General features: G+C 27.9%; 20 protein-coding genes and 1 riboswitch. All 20 genes read left to right on the top strand.

Annotated features, from left to right (window positions below):
* The first annotated feature begins 22 nt into the window (after positions 1-22).
* Positions 23-1,831 carry a motility associated factor glycosyltransferase family protein gene (locus tag BUA77_RS06840; protein ID WP_072888587.1) on the top strand — a complete coding sequence of 603 codons (1,809 nt, stop codon included), beginning with the start codon at positions 23-25 and terminating at the stop codon, positions 1,829-1,831.
* Positions 1,832-1,851: 20 nt separating this feature from the next.
* The gene (gene neuC / locus BUA77_RS06835) at positions 1,852-3,006 is read left to right on the top strand and encodes a UDP-N-acetylglucosamine 2-epimerase (protein ID WP_072888586.1); all 1,155 of its coding nucleotides are present in this window, start codon (positions 1,852-1,854) and stop codon (positions 3,004-3,006) included.
* A 1-nt stretch (position 3,007) separates the two neighbouring features.
* The gene (gene neuB, locus BUA77_RS06830; RefSeq protein WP_072888584.1) at positions 3,008-4,012 is read left to right on the top strand and encodes an N-acetylneuraminate synthase; all 1,005 of its coding nucleotides are present in this window, start codon (positions 3,008-3,010) and stop codon (positions 4,010-4,012) included.
* 1 nt (position 4,013) lies between these two features.
* Positions 4,014-4,679, top strand: coding sequence for a class I SAM-dependent methyltransferase (locus tag BUA77_RS06825; protein WP_072888583.1), 666 nt, complete (start codon positions 4,014-4,016; stop codon positions 4,677-4,679).
* A 9-nt stretch (positions 4,680-4,688) separates the two neighbouring features.
* Entirely contained in the window at positions 4,689-5,726 is a 1,038-nt protein-coding gene (locus tag BUA77_RS06820) for a DegT/DnrJ/EryC1/StrS family aminotransferase (protein ID WP_072888581.1), read from the top strand.
* Between the two features lie 17 nt (positions 5,727-5,743).
* Positions 5,744-6,775, top strand: a complete 1,032-nt coding sequence (locus BUA77_RS06815; RefSeq protein ID WP_072888574.1) for a lipid II:glycine glycyltransferase FemX — start codon at positions 5,744-5,746, stop codon at positions 6,773-6,775.
* A gap of 17 nt (positions 6,776-6,792) precedes the next feature.
* Positions 6,793-7,491, top strand: a complete 699-nt coding sequence (locus BUA77_RS06810) for an acylneuraminate cytidylyltransferase family protein (RefSeq protein ID WP_072888572.1) — start codon at positions 6,793-6,795, stop codon at positions 7,489-7,491.
* 4 nt (positions 7,492-7,495) lie between these two features.
* Complete coding sequence (locus BUA77_RS06805; RefSeq protein ID WP_072888570.1) at positions 7,496-8,548, top strand: nucleotidyltransferase family protein; 1,053 nt, start codon at positions 7,496-7,498, stop codon at positions 8,546-8,548.
* Positions 8,549-8,553: 5 nt separating this feature from the next.
* The gene (locus BUA77_RS06800) at positions 8,554-9,546 is read left to right on the top strand and encodes an NAD-dependent 4,6-dehydratase LegB (protein WP_072888568.1); all 993 of its coding nucleotides are present in this window, start codon (positions 8,554-8,556) and stop codon (positions 9,544-9,546) included.
* Positions 9,547-9,654: 108 nt separating this feature from the next.
* Complete coding sequence (locus tag BUA77_RS06795; protein WP_072888565.1) at positions 9,655-10,758, top strand: LegC family aminotransferase; 1,104 nt, start codon at positions 9,655-9,657, stop codon at positions 10,756-10,758.
* A 142-nt stretch (positions 10,759-10,900) separates the two neighbouring features.
* Positions 10,901-10,983, top strand: a riboswitch (cyclic di-GMP riboswitch).
* 30 nt (positions 10,984-11,013) lie between these two features.
* Positions 11,014-11,184: a carbon storage regulator gene (locus BUA77_RS06790; protein WP_072888563.1), complete on the top strand. Its 171-nt coding sequence runs from the start codon at positions 11,014-11,016 to the stop codon at positions 11,182-11,184.
* Between the two features lie 282 nt (positions 11,185-11,466).
* Entirely contained in the window at positions 11,467-11,643 is a 177-nt protein-coding gene (locus BUA77_RS06785; protein WP_072888561.1) for a carbon storage regulator, read from the top strand.
* A gap of 173 nt (positions 11,644-11,816) precedes the next feature.
* Positions 11,817-13,478, top strand: coding sequence for a flagellin N-terminal helical domain-containing protein (locus BUA77_RS14540; protein ID WP_084605598.1), 1,662 nt, complete (start codon positions 11,817-11,819; stop codon positions 13,476-13,478).
* A 136-nt stretch (positions 13,479-13,614) separates the two neighbouring features.
* The gene (locus tag BUA77_RS06775) at positions 13,615-13,977 is read left to right on the top strand and encodes a flagellar protein FlaG (RefSeq protein WP_072888557.1); all 363 of its coding nucleotides are present in this window, start codon (positions 13,615-13,617) and stop codon (positions 13,975-13,977) included.
* Positions 13,978-13,989: 12 nt separating this feature from the next.
* Positions 13,990-15,648 carry a flagellar filament capping protein FliD gene (fliD, locus tag BUA77_RS06770; RefSeq protein ID WP_072888555.1) on the top strand — a complete coding sequence of 553 codons (1,659 nt, stop codon included), beginning with the start codon at positions 13,990-13,992 and terminating at the stop codon, positions 15,646-15,648.
* 34 nt (positions 15,649-15,682) lie between these two features.
* On the top strand, positions 15,683-16,066 hold the full coding sequence (gene fliS / locus BUA77_RS06765; protein WP_072888553.1) for a flagellar export chaperone FliS: 384 nt from the start codon (positions 15,683-15,685) through the stop codon (positions 16,064-16,066).
* A gap of 8 nt (positions 16,067-16,074) precedes the next feature.
* Positions 16,075-16,575, top strand: coding sequence for a flagellar export chaperone FlgN (gene flgN, locus BUA77_RS06760; protein WP_072888550.1), 501 nt, complete (start codon positions 16,075-16,077; stop codon positions 16,573-16,575).
* A gap of 11 nt (positions 16,576-16,586) precedes the next feature.
* Complete coding sequence (locus BUA77_RS06755) at positions 16,587-16,784, top strand: YjfB family protein (RefSeq protein ID WP_072888548.1); 198 nt, start codon at positions 16,587-16,589, stop codon at positions 16,782-16,784.
* 33 nt (positions 16,785-16,817) lie between these two features.
* Positions 16,818-17,099 (top strand): hypothetical protein, encoded by a 282-nt coding sequence (locus BUA77_RS06750; RefSeq protein WP_072888546.1) that lies wholly within the window; start codon positions 16,818-16,820, stop codon positions 17,097-17,099.
* 369 nt (positions 17,100-17,468) lie between these two features.
* On the top strand, positions 17,469-17,736 hold a 268-nt coding region (locus BUA77_RS06745; RefSeq protein WP_200773935.1), incomplete at its 3' end, for a transposase zinc-binding domain-containing protein.

Here is a 17,736-nt window from a genome sequence, read left to right as displayed (position 1 = left end):
CATAAAATTAGGAGTGATACTATTGGATTTATTTCAACAAAATATTGAAATTATAAAAAAAAACTTTCCTGCTTTATATAAAAAATTAAATGATTTTGAACCAGATTTAAGTAATTTTTTAATCACAGAAGATATACAAGGAAGACAGAATTTAATAGCAAATTATTCTCAAGGAAAAGTTTATTTATATAGTAATTATGATATGGATAGAGAAATAAAACTTTGGATGGATGATTTAAAAGATGAACAAAACATATGTGTATTAGGATTTGGGCTCGGATATCATATAAAAGAACTTTTAAAAACAGAGATAAAAAAGATGATTATTATAGAACCAGATATAAATTTATTTTTAGCAGCTTTAACAATTGTAGATATAAGAAATTTTATTGATGATAGAATAATTATTCTTATAGGAAACAATTATAAAGAAATAAGCAGTTCAATATATCACTGTAATAATGAAGGTATGATAGATGGAATAATATTCAAAGCATTAAATAGTTATAGATATATATATATGGATTGGTGGAATAATTTAAAAGAAGATTTTAAGGGTAAGGCAACATTATTTGGAAATAATATTGCAACTAAAATAGTATTTGCAAAGGATTGGCTAACAAATATTGTTAAAAACTTAGATGAGTATCCAAAAAGTGCTTTAGTAAAAGATTATTTAGATAAATTTGGTGGATATCCTGCTGTAATAGTTGGTGCAGGGCCATCGCTTAAAAAGAATATGCATTTATTAAATGATATAAAAGATAATGCTTTGATATTTGGAGTTGGATCTGCCGTTAATATTTTACAAAAGAATAATATAAAGCCTCATTTTATGGTAGGTATAGATGGATCACAAGAAGAAAGTGAAATATTTAAAAGAATACATTGGAATGATGTTAAGTTTATATATAGTCCTAAACTTCATTATGAAGGATTAAACAAATATAAAGGACCTAAAGTATACATGAAATTAGATTCAGATTTTATATCAAATTGGATAGAAAAGAAGATAAACTTAAATACACCTTATATTGAATCAGCTGCTACTGTTTCAGTAATAGCAGGAGATGTTGCAAAAAAAATGGGATGTAATCCAATAATATTTATTGGACAAGATCTTGCATATACAGATGGAAGTGCATATGCAGAGGGAGCTGTTCATAATGAGGTAATGGAAAGTGAGCAATGGGAAAGAATAAAGATAAAAGATATATATGGAAATGATGTATATACAAATAAAAACTGGAACTCTTTAAGAATATCTTTTGAAAATTATATAAGTAATCACGAAGATATTTTATTTATAGATGCAACTGAAGGTGGAGCAAGAATAAAAGGAACTCAAATAAATACATTTAAGGAAACAATTGAAGAATACTGTAAATTAATAGGTATTAATGAAAAAGTAAACAATATATATGAAGAATCTTTTAATAAAAACAATATAGATAAAAATATAATAGAAGATGTTAAAGGCTATATATCAAAAGAAATTGACAATATACTTGATTTAACTAAGGACGCTATAAATATATGTATCAAGATGGAAAATGATTTAGCAAAAGGAAGAAATGACAATAAAGTTCTTAAGAATAATAAGAAGTTAGATAAATTCAATAAAATTATAGAAAAAAATGAGGTTTATGATAAGTTTATTCATCCTATATGTGATGTGTTTTTATTTACTATTCAAGATGAAATAAGAAGAAATCTAGAAAAAGAAGATGATATTTTAAATAAACAGAGAAAATTAGTTAAATCTTCTATAAATCAATATAAATATATACAAGAAATTTGTGAATATGCTTTAGAAGTTTTAAAGAATTAAAAACCTTCGTGGAGGTTGATATGAAAAAAATAGCGGTAGTTACAGGAACAAGAGCTGAATACGGACTTTTATACAATACTATAAAAGAAATTAAGAAGCATAAAAATTTAAGATTGTATCTTATAGTAACAGGAAATCATCTATCAAAAGAGCATGGATATACTGTTAAAGAAATAGAAAATGACGGTTTTGAAATAGAAGAAAGTATAAATATATTATTTGAAACTGATAGCAAAGAATATATTTCAAAATCCATGGCATTTCTTATGAGCAATCTATCTCAAACATTTTTAAGAATAACTCCCGATATACTTTTAATACTTGGAGATCGATACGAAATATTTGCATCAGCTGCAACTGCCATGGCTATGAACATTCCTATAGCTCATATATCTGGAGGAGAAATTACAGAAGGGGCAATAGATGAGCAAATAAGACATGCAATAACAAAAATGGCCCATATTCATTTCCCGGGTAATAAATATTATGCAGAAAATATAAGAAAAATGGGTGAAGAAAGTTGGAGAATATACAATGTTGGAGATCCTGGAATAGAAAATATAAAAAATATGAAATTTTATTCCAGTGAAGAACTTAAGCAATACTTTGGATTTAAAGTGGATAGAGAAACACTTTTAGTTACATTTCATCCAGTTACACTTGAGATAAATAATTTAGAATATCAAATAGATAATTTAATTGGGGCACTTGATACTTTAAATAAAAAAACGATAATAACATATCCTAATAGTGATAGTGGAGGAAAATATATAATAGATAGACTTGAATATTTTAAAACTAAAAATAAAAATATCCATGTATATAAAAGTTTAGGTTCAAGAAGATATTTAAGCACTATGAAATTTTGTGGAGCAGTTGTTGGAAATTCATCAAGTGCAGTAGTAGAAGCACCTTATCTCAAAATACCAGCAGTAGACATAGGAAATAGGCAAAAGGGAAGATTAAAAGCAGAAAACATAATTTCCTGTGGATATGATAAAGAAGAAATAATAAAAGCTGTGAACAGAGCTTTAAGTGATAAATTTAGAGAAATAGCTAAAAATACAAAGAGTCTTTATGGTGATGGAAATACAAGCAAGGAAATAGTAGATATCTTAAGAAAAATAGAAATAGGAGAAAAACTATTAAAGAAAAAACTAGTATTTGGAGGGTAATATGTCAGTTTTTATAATAGCTGAAGCAGGGGTTAATCATAATGGAAAAATAGAACTTGCATATGATTTAATAGACAAAGCTGTTGAAGCAGGAGCAGATGCAGTAAAATTTCAAACATTTAAAACTGAAAAAATAATAGGAAAAAAAGCTGATAAAGCACAGTATCAAAAAGAAAATACAGAACAAACAGAGTCTCAATTTGAAATGGTAAAAAAACTAGAGCTTTCTTATGACGATTTTACAAAGTTAAAAAAGTATTGTGAAAGCAAAAATATAATGTTTTTATCAACACCAGATGATATAGACAGTCTCAACTTTTTATGTGATTTAGGAGTAAATTATATAAAAGTAGGCTCAACGGAAGTAACGAATATAGATTATTTAAAGGAAATAGCAAAAAAACAAATACCAATAATACTTTCAACTGGAATGAGTACTTTAGGAGAGGTAGAAAAAGCATTAGATGCAATATATTCTGAGGGAAACAGAGATGTTACGCTTCTTCATGCAACAACAGATTATCCTACTAATTATGAAGATGTAAATTTAAATGCCATGGTGACTTTAAAAAATGCATTTAAAGTGAATATAGGATATTCAGATCATACTCTTGGATATGAAGCTGCAATAGCAGCAGTAACACTTGGAGCAGTAATAATAGAAAAGCATTTTACACTAGATAAGAAGATGGAAGGGCCTGATCATAAAGCATCATTAAATCCTTCTGAGTTAAAGGAATTTGTAAAAAGCATAAGAAACACAGAGGCTTTACTTGGAAAAGGGATAAAAAAACCAACAAATAGAGAATTGAAAATAATGGATCAGGTTAGAAGAAGCATAGTAGCTTCTAAAGAATTAAAAAAGGGAACAATATTAACTAAAGATATGTTTGAATTTAAAAGACCAGGAAATGGAATAAAACCCGAATTTATAGATATATTAGTAGGTAGAACTTTAAAAAGAGATTTAACTGAAGATGAACCTATAAAATGGGAGGACATATAATATGGAATCTTTTGATAGAACATGGGAAAAAGTTCATAGAGAAAAAGAATGGGGAAAATATCCACCAGAGGAACTAATAAGGTTTATAGCTAGAAATTATTATAAAAAGGATAGAAATAAAATTCATATATTAGAAATTGGATGTGGAACAGGAGCAAATTTATGGTATTTAAGTCGAGAAAAATTTAACTCATATGGAATAGATGGATCTCAAACAGCTGTGAACAAGGCAAAGGAAAGACTTGAAAGTGAAAATTTAAAAAGTCAAATTACTGTTGGGGATGTAAGTAGTATAGATTATGAGAATGAAAAATTTGATTGTGTAGTAGATATTCAATGCGTAGTTCATAACAAAATAGAAGGAATAAAAAAAATATACAAAGAGGTTTATAGAGTATTAAAAAATGAAGGAAAATTTTTTTCTATGTCTTTTTCTACAGAAACTTTAGGGTGTGGACTTGGAGAAAAAATAGAAGAAAATACTTATACAAATATAACAAAAGGGCCTTTAAGTGGTGTTGGAACAGTTCACTTTTTTACTGAAGATGAATTAATAAACTACCTTACGGAAGTTGGATTTAAAAATATAAAAATAGATTATATAGAAACAACACATGAAAATCAAACTGTAAAAATAAAAAGTTGGATAGTACAAGCACAAAAGTAGGTAATAGTTATGAAATTTATCAAACCAATAGGTGGAGAGTTTTGGTTTACACCTGAAATTTTCAATAAAAATAGTAAAAACTTTAAAAATATTAAAGCTACATTTTTAAGTGGAGGACAAAGTGCATTAAGAGCAGTATTAAATGATTTAGAAATTGGCAAAGGCGATATTATACTAATGCCTAATCACTTGTGTCCAACTATATTATATTCATTACATGAAAAAAATATAAAGTATATTTTTTATAAAATAAATAAGGATTTATCTATAGATTTAAAGTCTTTAGAAGAAAAAATTTCAAATAAAAATATAAAAGCAATTTATATTATAAATTATTTTGGATTTTATCATAATAGAAAAACTATAGAATTTTTAAAAAAAATGAGAGAAAAATACAATTTTAAAATAATAGAAGATGCAGTTCAAATGCTTTGGTTTAAAAATAATAACTTTATAGGAGATTATGTATTTAACAGCTATAGAAAATTTGTTCCTATAGATGGAAGTATATTATTATCTAAAAATAACAGAATTTATAAAGAAACAAAAGATAAATACTACGAGCTAATAAACAAAGGAAGAAGTGAAAAAAAGCTATATATAGATTATGAAATAGGAAATGAAGAAAATTATCTAAATACATTTAAAGAAGCAGAAAAATTTTATTATAAAAGAAAAGAAGCATATGGAATGAATATAATATCAAAAAAATTATTAAGCTCTTTGGATATTGAATATATCAAAAAAAAGCGTCAAGAAAACTATAAATATTTATATGAAAAAATAAAAAAAATAGAGTTTATAGAAACTATATTTGACATTAATAAAATAAATGACAACATACCATTAGGCTTTCCAGTGTATATAAAAAATAATAATAGAGATAAAATCAGAAAGCTACTTATGAATAATAAAATATATTGTCCTATACATTGGAATATTAACAACGAAATAGGAAAAAATATTTTAACAATACCTATAGATCAAAGATATGATTTTAAAGATATGGATAGAGTTATATTTAGCTTTCTAAAAAGTAGTAACTAAATTAGAAGGGGATTAATATGGTTAATGTATTTACATGTGAAAATGATAAATGGAATGAATATTTATCATATATGCCAATAGAGTATCAAGATATATATTATACTTCACATTATCATAAATTAAATGAGAAAAAAGGAACAAGTGAAGCTAGATGCTTTGTATATGAAAATAATGGAAAAATGGCTTTATATCCTTTTATGTTAAATAAAATAGAAAATGAAAATTTAAAAGATGAGTATTTTGATATTGAAACTGTGTATGGATATACAGGGCCTGTGTCTAATTCGCATAATGAAGAATTTTTATACTCTTTTGAATATGAATTCTTAAACTACTGTAAATCAAATAATATTATTGCTGAATTTATAAGATTTAATTCATTGATGAATAATATCAATATATTTAAACATAATATAGAAGTTTCAAAAAATAGAACAACTGTAATTGTAAATCTACAAGAAGATATACAAGCTATATGGGAAAATTCAATAAGCAGTAAGAACAGAAATATGATAAGGAAAGCAGAAAAATTTGGATTAAATGTACGAGAATCTAATGATTATGACACATTTAAAAAAATTTATTATAAAACAATGGAAAAGGTTAAAGCCTCTTCGTTTTATTATTTTGATGATGAATACTTTGAAAATATAAGTAAAAATGATAACTGTATTCTATTTGAAGTTACTTTAAAAGACAAAGTTATTGCTGGAGGGCTTTTTTTAAAATATGGTCAATACTTTCACTACCATTTATCAGGAAGTTTGAGTGAATACCTAAAGTATGCTCCTAACAACTTAATGCTTATGGAAGCAATAAAATACGGTAAAAGCAAAGGGATTAAGGTAATGCATCTTGGAGGAGGACTTACAAAAGATTCTCAAGATAGGCTTTTTAAATTTAAAAAAAGTTTTTCAAAGCAAACTTTAGATTTTTATATAGGAAAGAGAGTTCATAACGAATATATATATAAGAAATTATGTGATGAATGGATTTTAAATAATCCTGATAAAAAACCTGTACATTTTCTTTTATATAAACAGAAGTAGCAAGGAGGGTTGATTGAGTGGAAATTTTAGCAATAATACCTGCAAGAGGGGGATCAAAAGGAGTTCCAAGAAAAAATATAAAAAATTTTAATGGGAAACCATTAATAGCGTGGACAATTGAAGCTGCAAAAAAATCTAAGTATGTAAGTAAGGTTTTAGTAAATACAGAAGATAAAGAAATAGCACAAATTTCTAAAGAATATGGAGCTGATATTCCTTTTTTAAGACCTGAAAATTTAGCTCAAGATGATACTCCTACAATGGATGTAATTATTCATACAATAAAAAAGCTAAAAGAAAATTCAAATTACAATCCAGATTATATATTGCTTCTTCAGTGTACATCTCCTTTGAGAAATGAAAATCATATAGATGAAGCAGTTGAGTTAATTATTAATAAAAAAGTTGATTCTATTATTTCAGTTACTGAAGTTGAACATACACCTTTTTGGATGAAAAAAATAGATAACAATGGACATCTACAAGACTTTATAGCGTACGATAAGAAAAAACTAACAAGAAGACAAGATTTTCCTAAATTATATAGATTGAATGGAGCAATATATATAGCAAAAACAGATAAATTATTAGAGTTTAAAGATTTTGAAACAAATAGAACAATTCCATATGTAATGGATAGGGTAAGTTCGATAGATATAGATTCACTTGAAGATTTTAATATAGCACAATTTTATATGAAAAATTTAAAAGGGTGATTACATGAAAATACAGGACGTATTTGCAAAACCAGATTTTTCTTTAAAAGAAATAATGAAAATTATAGACGAGTCTGCAAAGGGAATAGCAGTTATAGTAGATGACAGTGATAAACTAATAGGGACTATAACAGACGGAGATATAAGAAGAGCATTACTTAATGGGATTTCATTGGAAGAAAAAGCAAAAAAAATAACTAATACTAACTGCGTATTTGTACACAAAGATTATTCAGACACATTCGTAAAAAATATATTTATAAGTAAACAAATTCTTCAAATACCAGTTGTAGATGAACATATGAAGGTAGTAGATATTATATTTTTTAATGATTTACATACTAATGCAAAAGAAAAAGAAAATTATGCATTAATAATGGCTGGAGGACTAGGAACTAGGCTTAGACCTCTTACAGAAGAAATTCCAAAGCCTATGTTAAGAGTAGGAGATAGACCAATACTTGAAACTATTATTACTCAGCTTAGAGATTTTGGATATAAGAATATATTAGTATCTGTTAATTATAAATCAAATATTATAGAAGATTATTTTCAAGATGGCAAAAATTTTGGTGTAAAGATAGATTATATATATGAACCGAAAAGAATGGGAACTGCTGGAGCTATAAAGCTTGCTCAGCAGTATTTAGATAAACATTTTTTTGTTATAAATGGAGATATACTTACAAAACTCAACTTTGAAAAGCTTATGAATTATCATATTGAAAATGAAAACTGTATAACAATAGCAAGTCGTAAATATGATATTAATGTTCCTTATGGAGTTTTAGAGCTTCAAGAAGATAAAGTTGTAAAGCTTACAGAAAAACCAACTATAAATAATTTTGTAAGTGGGGGAATATATTGTTTAGATCCAAAAGTAATAAAGGATATTCCTGACTTTGAGTATTATGATATAACAACATTAATAGAAAAAATAATAAAAGAAAATAAATGTATAGGAAGCTTTCCTATTACTGAATATTGGATGGATATAGGATATATAGAAGATTATAATAGAGCAAATGAAGAATATTTTAAAATTTTTAAGAGGTGATTATATTGAATTTAAAAGGTAAAAAAGTTCTCGTTACAGGGTCAGAAGGATTCATAGGAAGTCATTTAACTGAGAGGCTAGTTGAAATTGGAGCAGATGTTACAGCACTTGTTCAATATAATTCATTTAATAATTGGGGATGGATAGAAACTTTTGATGAAAATATAAAAAAAGAAATAAATGTGTATACTGGAGATGTTAGAGAATATGACAGTGTTTCTAAAGCAATTAAAGGACAAGATGTAGTATTTCATCTTGCAGCACTTATTGCTATACCATACTCTTATCAATCACCTATGGCATATGTAAGAACAAATGTAGAAGGAACGGCTAATGTTTTACAAGCCTGTAGAGAATATGAAACTGAAAAAATAGTTCATACGTCAACTAGTGAAACTTATGGAACAGCTTTATATGTACCAATAGATGAAAAACATCCACTTCAAGGACAATCTCCATACTCGGCTTCAAAAATTGGAGCTGATAAAATAGCAGAAAGCTTCTATAGAAGCTTTAATATGCCAATAGCTACAATTAGACCTTTTAATACATACGGCCCAAGACAATCAGCTAGAGCTGTAATTCCAACTATAATATCACAAATACTTTCTGGAAAAAAAGAAATAAAGCTTGGAAGTTTAGCACCTACAAGAGATTTTAATTATGTAAAAGATACAGCTGAAGCTTTTATAGAAATAGCTAAAAGTGAAAAAACTATTGGAGAGGTTATAAATGCTGGATCAAATTATGAAATAAGTATAGGTGATTTAGTTAATAAAATTATAAATATAATAGCTAAAGATGTAAAAATAATTACAGATGAGCAAAGATTAAGACCAGAAAAAAGTGAAGTAAACAGATTATGGGCAGATAATACTAAAATAAAAGAGCTAACAAATTGGAGTCCTAAATATACTTTAGATGAAGGATTATCTGAAACTATAGAATGGATAAGAAATAATATGAAGTATTTTAAAACGAATATTTATAATGTTTAGGTGTGGTCGTAGGATGCACATGAAAATAACACTCATGCGATGAATATTTTCATATGCATTCTACTAAGAAGAGTGATGTGATTAAAAAAAAGATTAGGAGTTGAAGATATGATTCCTTTATGTGTGCCTGAGATAAGAGGAAATGAGTGGAAGTATATTAAAGAATGCTTGGATACAAATTGGGTATCTAGTGCTGGAGGTTATGTTGATAAGTTTGAAGAAGATTTTTCGAGGTATTTAAATATAAAAAAAGCAGTAGTGACTGTAAATGGAACATCAGCAATTCATCTTGCATTAAAAGCACTTGAAATAGGGAAAGGTGATGAGGTTGTAGTTCCATCTCTTACATTTATATCTCCTGTGAATGCAATAAGATACCTAGAAGCAAATCCTGTATTTGTAGATGTAAGTAGAGATACCTTTGTAATGGATGCTGAAAAGATAGAAGAAGCTATAACCCCGAGTACAAAAGCTATACTTGTAGTTCATATATATGGACATCCTGTTGATATGGATAAAATAATGAATATAGCAAAAAAACACAATTTATATGTAATAGAAGATGCAACAGAAAGTTTAGGTTCTTTATATAAAGGAAAACATACAGGGACAATTGGAGATATAGGGTGTTTTAGTTTTAATGGAAATAAGTTGATAACTACGGGTGCTGGAGGAATGCTTGTTACTAATAATGAGGAGATAGGTGAAAGAGCAAAATACTTATCTACACAGACTAAGACTATACTTGATAATGGTGGATTTTATCATGAAGAAATAGGGTATAACTACAGAATGCCAAATATTCTTGCTGCCATGGGGTGTGCACAGCTTGAATTTATAGAAGAATATATAAAAATAAAAAGAGAGAATGCTTTGCTTTATAATAAACTTTTAAAAGATGTAAAAGGAATTAGTGTACCTGCTGAAAAAGAATATGCAAAAAATGTTTATTGGCTGTATTCGATTATTATAGAAGATGATTTTGGTATTACTAGAGATGAACTTATAAAAGAATTAAAAGAAAATGGAATCGATTCAAGACCATTTTTTAGTCCAGTCCATAAAATGCCTCCGTATGTAAATTATAGATATTTAGATATGAGTGTTACAGAGGAATTAGCATATAGAGGAATAAACTTACCAAGTTCAGTTGGGCTCAAAAAAGAAGAAATAAAAATAATATGTGATACTATAAGAAAATTTAATAAATAATTTTTAAGTAATTAAAAACTGTTAAAACAAAGTTAAGAATATATTTGTTTTAACAGTTTTTTTAATTTATATTAAATCAATGTTAAATTTATGTTAAATTTATGTTAAAATATAACTTGTTTTATAGTACATATAAATTTATAAAGGTAAGGAAACAGAGATACATAACTTGTATTTGGGCACTTGAGTTATATGGAGTTAGTAGTGCAACCGGCCTTTTACTTTAAGAGAATTTAAATTCAAGGAGTGAATGAAATGTTAGTATTAGGCAGGAAGCCGGGAGAATATGTAGTAATTGATGGAAAGATAAAAGTGAAGGTCATAAAAAGTGAAAGTGGACAGTTAAGACTTGCAATAGCTGCGCCAAGAGAAATGAAGATAATAAGAGGGGAAGTTTTGGAAAGAACAAATAACAAGAATTATTAAAAGTAAAAGCATAAGTTTTTCATCTGAAAAATTTTAAAAAAAGTATAAAGTCTTTAAAAAAAATATCGATATAGTATATGAAAGAAATAAATGGTACATTAAACAAAAAATTTTTATAAAAGCATAAAGTACCAATAAATAATTTCGATATAATAAATGTAATAAAATTCAATAAAATAAAATCATGGACGATTAATAAGCTTATTTAACTTCTCAGGATGAGGAGAATAAATAGGCCTATTAATCGTCTTTTTTTGTTAAAAAATTAAGGAGGGAACCAAAATGTTAGTATTAGGCAGGAAGCCAGGAGAATATATAGTAATTGATGACAAGATAAAAGTGAAGGTCATAAAAAGTGAAAGTGGACAGTTAAGACTTGCAATAGACGCTCCAAGAGAAATGAAGATAATAAGAGGAGAAGTCTGGGAAAAAGAACAAGAAGCTAAAGAAGTAATTTAAAAAATATAAAAAAACTCATGGAGGAGTTAGCTAATTAGAGATAATCAGGATGATTTTATCTAATTAGTTAACTCCTCTTTTTGTTTTATTAGTTATTAAGCCTAAAAGGCTTGATATAAATAAAAAATTATGGGAAAGGAAGCCCATATAAAAAATTCAAGGAGGTAATATATATGAGAATCAATCATAATTTAATGGCAATGAATACTTACCGTCAGTTGGGAATCAACAATGCTAATATGAGTAAGTCAATTGAAAAATTATCATCAGGTTTAAGAATCAATAGAGCTGGTGATGATGCAGCAGGACTTGCAATATCTGAAAAAATGAGAGCACAAATTAAAGGACTTAATCAAGCTTCTAGAAATGCTCAAGATGGCATTTCTATGATTCAAACAGCTGAAGGTGCGCTTCAAGAAACAGAATCTATTCTTCAAAGAATGAGAGAATTATCTGTTCAAGCTTCTAACGGAACTGCAACAAATGATGATAGAGGTGCTATACAAGATGAGATAGAACAACTAAAATCTGAAATTGATAGAATAGGTAATTCAACTGAGTTTAATACAAAGAAGCTTTTAAATGGTGATATGGCAGGAGATGCAACAACTGTTATAGGTGAAAATGTAACTACTGGTGCACTAAGCATGAGCCTAGAAACTGCATCTCAAATATCAACTAATAATATTAAACAAGATGCTACAAGTATTGATTTTACTACTGCTGCTCATCAAAAAGAAACTATCACAATTGATGGTCATGATATTGAAGTTGATTGGATGAAGCATTTAACAGATGCAGAGAGATCAGCATTAGATGCAGATAACTCTGGTGCTACAGTAGAAGAAGTAGCAGATATTGTAGAAAGTTTAGAAGATGCAATTAATGCTGCAATTGATGAATATAATGAAACAAATGCAGCAGGAGCTAAAGTATCTCATATAAATTTATATGAAAATGGTGGTAAATTAGTTATTGAAAGTGGCATTAAAGGAGAAGAATCAGAAATTACATTTACACCAGGTGGCGCTAATTCTGTGTTAGACTTATATCTTGGAGACGGTTCTAATGGTACAATTACTAAAAGTGGTGACGCTAAAGTAGACTTTACATTAGCGGGTACTGAAACTTTAACATTTAAAATCGGTGATGTTACACTTAAAACTGGTACATTAGCTGCTGCGACAGCTGGAACAACTTCAGGAGATACTGTTGCAAGTGATATTCAAACTAAAATAAATAATGCTATTAGTACCTATAATACTAATGCTGGGTTATCAGCTGGAGATGAAGGTTTTATTGAAGATGTAACAGTAGATGCAAAAGATGGGAAATTAGTAATTTCTAGTCCAAGTGGCTCTATAAGTTTTGTAGAACAAGATGGTGATTCTACATTAGAAGATATGGGACTTACAAATGTACAAACAGAAGCTGCTGCTCAAGGTGCTGTAAGTCTTCAAATTGGTGCTAACAGAGGGCAGACAATGTCATTTGGTATTAGTGATATGAGATCAGCTGCTCTTGGAGTTAATACAGTTGATGTTTCTACTGAATCTGGCGCATCAATGGCTATAGATGATATAGATGCTGCTATTAAGAAAGTATCTGAGCAAAGAAGTGCTCTAGGTGCTTATCAAAATAGATTAGAGCATTCAATTAAAAACTTAGATACATCTTCTGAGAACTTAACAGCTGCTGAATCTAGAATTAGAGATGTAGACATGGCTAAGGAAATGATGGAACAATCTAAGAACAGCATCTTATCTCAAGCTGCTCAAGCTATGCTTGCTCAAGCTAAACAAGCTCCTCAAGGAGTGCTTCAACTTTTAAGATAATAGATAAAAGAACAGAAAATATACACTAAAAAGAGCCAAAGCTTTTGCCATGGCTCTTTTTTTAATATATATATAAACTTAAATATACTTATTACCGATAAATATGTTAGAAAAAATATAAGAGGGAGAGTGTGATATGAGAGTAGATTCTTCTATGTTCAATAATCAAATTGTTGGGGCTAAATCAGAAATAGTTAATGATAAGAATAAGTCTGAAAATAAAGAAGACGTAGTAAAACAATCACAAAAAAAAGAAGAGAATGTTTCTTTTCCAGGAGAAAAAAAGCTAATAGAAGCTATTGAAAAATCTAATAAAGAACTTTTAGGAACAAATAGCCATCTTAAATTTTCAATACATGAAAAAACTAAGGAAATAGTCGTAAAAATAGTTGATAATGAAACAAAGAAAGTGATAAAAGAAATTCCTTCAGAAAAGATATTAGATATGGTAGCTGATATGTGTGAAAGAGCAGGTATTTTTGTAGATAAAAGAGGATAGGGGTGAGTGTGTATGTCTAATATAATGAGAATAAGTGGTATGGCTACAGGTATGGACACCGAAACCATGATTAAACAGCTTATGGATGCTGAGAAGATTAGATTAACTAAATATGAACAACAAAAACAAATTAAGTTGTGGACTCAAGAAAGTTATAATAATATAAATAAGGATATAGCAAATTTTATATTAGATACTAAAAAAGATTTAGAAATTAATTCGGTTGGTACACTAAGTAGTGCTTCGTGGATGAAAAAAGCTACTGCTTCAGATACAAGTATTGCTGATGTTATAGCTACATCTAGTTCAGTAACAGGAACACATACTATAAATATAACGCAATTGGCAGAAGGTGTTAATAAAGCAAGTCAAAGTGAGTTAGGAGTAACAAATGGAACTTTAGATGAGTTAGGAGTAGCAGCGGATGGAAGTATTACTTTTGAAATAGATGTAGATGGAACTACAAAAACTGTAAATGTAAGCTATAAATCAACAGATTCTCTTAGTGATTTAGCTAATGCTATAAATAATGCAACAACAGTTGATGGAGATTCACTAGGACTTCAGGCAAGCTATGATTCAACTGCTAAAAGATTTTTCTTATCAACAAAATCAACAGGAGTTTCAGCACAAATAAAAATAACTTCAGATACTGGAGGCATATTTACAGGAGTAAGTAGTAAATTAGATACAGACTTAACTTTATATAATTCAGGAGATCCTATAAATGCTATTGATCAAGGAAAAGATGCAATAATTAATTTTGATGGAGCTAATGGTATAACTTATTCATCAAATAATTTTACTATAAATGGAATAAGTATAACTGCAAAATCTACAGGAAATGCAACAATACAAATAGATACTGATGTAAATGAAGTTTATGATAAAATAAAAGGATTTATAGACAAGTATAACGAACTTATAGATAAATTGAATAAGAAAATAGGAGAAAAAAGATATAGAGATTATAAGCCTTTAACTCAAGAACAAAAGGATGCCATGGATGAAGATACAATAAAGCTTTGGGAAGAAAAGGCAAAATCAGGACTTTTAAGAAATGATGAAGTAATAACTAAAATACTTAGTACTACGAGATCTGGCTTATATGAACCTGTATATAATGATTATAGTGCAGGAGATTCAGGAAAATTATCTGGATATTCTTTTTTAACTGAAATAGGAATAACTACAGGAGAATATCAAAGTAAAGGTAAACTTGAAATAGATGAAACTAAATTAAAAGATGCAATAACAAATGATGTAGATGGAGTTTTAGATTTACTGTTTAAGCAAGCTGATGATACTGCAACTGATGAAGAAAAAAGAGCTGAATCAGGACTTATAACTAGACTTTATGATGATTTTATATCAGGAATGGAAGACATAATAGATAAATCTGGTACAGGAGATAACTCTGATTTATATAGAGATGTAAAAACAAACATACTTATGGATTTTGTAACGGGAAATAACTTAACTGGAACAGGGTCGTTGAGTTTAATAGATAAAGGCATATTAGATATTGAAAAGAAAATATCTAATGAAAATGATAGATTAAATAGAATAGAAGATAGATATTGGAGACAATTTACTGCTCTTGAAAAAGCAATGAGTAAAATGAATTCTCAAAGTTCATGGCTTATGTCTCAAATGGGCATGGGCATGTAGCTAAAATTTTAAAATATAGTGGGGGGAATTAAATATGGCAATGGCAAATCCTTATGCAAAATATGCAACACAATCTATAAATACAGCAACACCAGAAGAACTTACATTAAAGCTTTATGAAGGATGTATTAAGTTTATAAATTTAGCTATGATAGGAATAGATGAAAAGAATATAGAAAAAGCTAATACTAATATAGTAAAAGCACAAAATATTATAAATGAGCTTAATATAACTCTTGATATGAATTATGAAATATCTAAAAATTTAAGACAACTTTATGATTATCTTCATAGAAGGCTTATTGATGCTAATATAAAAAAGGATAAGGTAATACTTGAAGAAGTTAAAGAATTTGTAGTTGAATTTAGGGATACTTGGAAGCAAGCCATGGCACTAGCTCGAAAACAAAGAGGGTAGGTAAATTTATGAATATAAAAGACTTAATAAATCTTCTAATTCAAATTAGCAACACAAAGTATAATATAATGAAAGAAATATATGAAATAACTAAAATGCAAAAGGTAGAGATAGAAAAGAATAATGCAGATTCTTTACTTAAATATATAGAGAAAAAACAAGAAAAAATAGAAGAAGTAAATGAATTAGATAAAAAGTTTTACAGCATATATATAAAAATAAAAGAGGATTTAGGTATAACTAATATTGAAAATATAGATATCCAAAAATACCCTGAAATCAAAGAATTAAAAAATACAGTAGAAAATATATTGAATATAACTAGAGAAATAGATGAAATAGATAAAATAAACAATAGTAAAGTAAAAGAAGAGTTTGATAAGGTAAAAGAAGAGTTGAACAAGGTTAAAAATGATAAAAAAAATTTAAGAAACAATATGAAAGCTTATAGAGGATATAATACTAAATATAATCATGCTCAAGGTGTATTTGTAGATTATAAAAAATAGGAGGGAATATTATGGATATAGGAGCTATGTCTATTGGACTAAGTCAAGCAAAGCTTGCTCAAGAAGTAAGTATTTCTGTTATGAAAAAGGCAATGGATACATCAGAGCAAAAGGCAAATTTTATTAATGACATGATGAATACTAATGTTAAGGCCATGGAAAGATCAGTTAAACCTCATTTAGGAAATACAATTGATATAAAGTTATAATATAGTATATAATGTATTATATGAGGTGATATCATGAATGAAAAAATATTAGAATTATTAACAGAAATTAAATTAGATATAAAATGTATTAAGGAAAGACAAGAAAGAATGGAAGTGCAACAAGAAGAAAATACTAGAATTTTGAGGTCTCTAAAACATTCTTCAGAAGTTAATAAAGCTGAGCATGATAATATGATAAATAATATAAATATAATTGAAGGAGAAATAAAAGGAATTAGAAAAGATTTATCAAATGTAGAAATGATTACTGCTAGCAATTGGAGTGATATTGCAAAATTAAAAGCGGTAAAATAATTTGAATTGACATAAGGTTATAAATTTGATAAACTATTTTAGTCAATATTATAGGTCTGTGGTTGAAAATCCAAGCCAGTCGCAGGCGAAAGGATCCACGTAAGTTAATTCAAAAATGAATTAACGATCATGGTGCGGCTTAGAAGTAAGTCCTGCCGATTATAATCGAGAGGGATAGTAGTACGGCAAACCCAAGCGAAATCTCCAGCAGGCGAGTGTGGGGGCAAAAACCAGGTCAGCTATAATATTACATAGAGCATCAGAAAAGGTGCTCTTTTTTTGTATTAAGTAGGAAATTATAAAATTTCAAAATCTGTGGAAAACTTGCTAAAATATATGTATAAGTATTGAAAAAAGAGAGATGAAGAGATGACTAAAGTAACATTAAAAAAAATATTGCAAGATAATTGGCAAAACTTTTTAAAGAAAAAAATTAAAAGAATTCCGAAGGTAATAAGGGCAGATGTTATAGAAACAGTTGAAAAAGCAATGGACTGTGGGAGGCTAGAAAAGGGATATACAGAGTATATGTGTTTAGAATGCATGGAAAGTAAGAGAGTAGGCTTTACATGTAAAAGTAAATTTTGCACTAGATGTGGGAGAATTTACGTTAGTAAATGGGTTGAAAAACAGGAAG

Origin of the sequence: Tepidibacter formicigenes DSM 15518, from assembly GCF_900142235.1 — a bacterium.
GTDB lineage: Bacteria > Bacillota > Clostridia > Peptostreptococcales > Peptostreptococcaceae > Tepidibacter > Tepidibacter formicigenes.
Note: the sequence above shows the minus strand (reverse complement) of the source record. Positions and strands in the feature narration are given on the sequence as shown.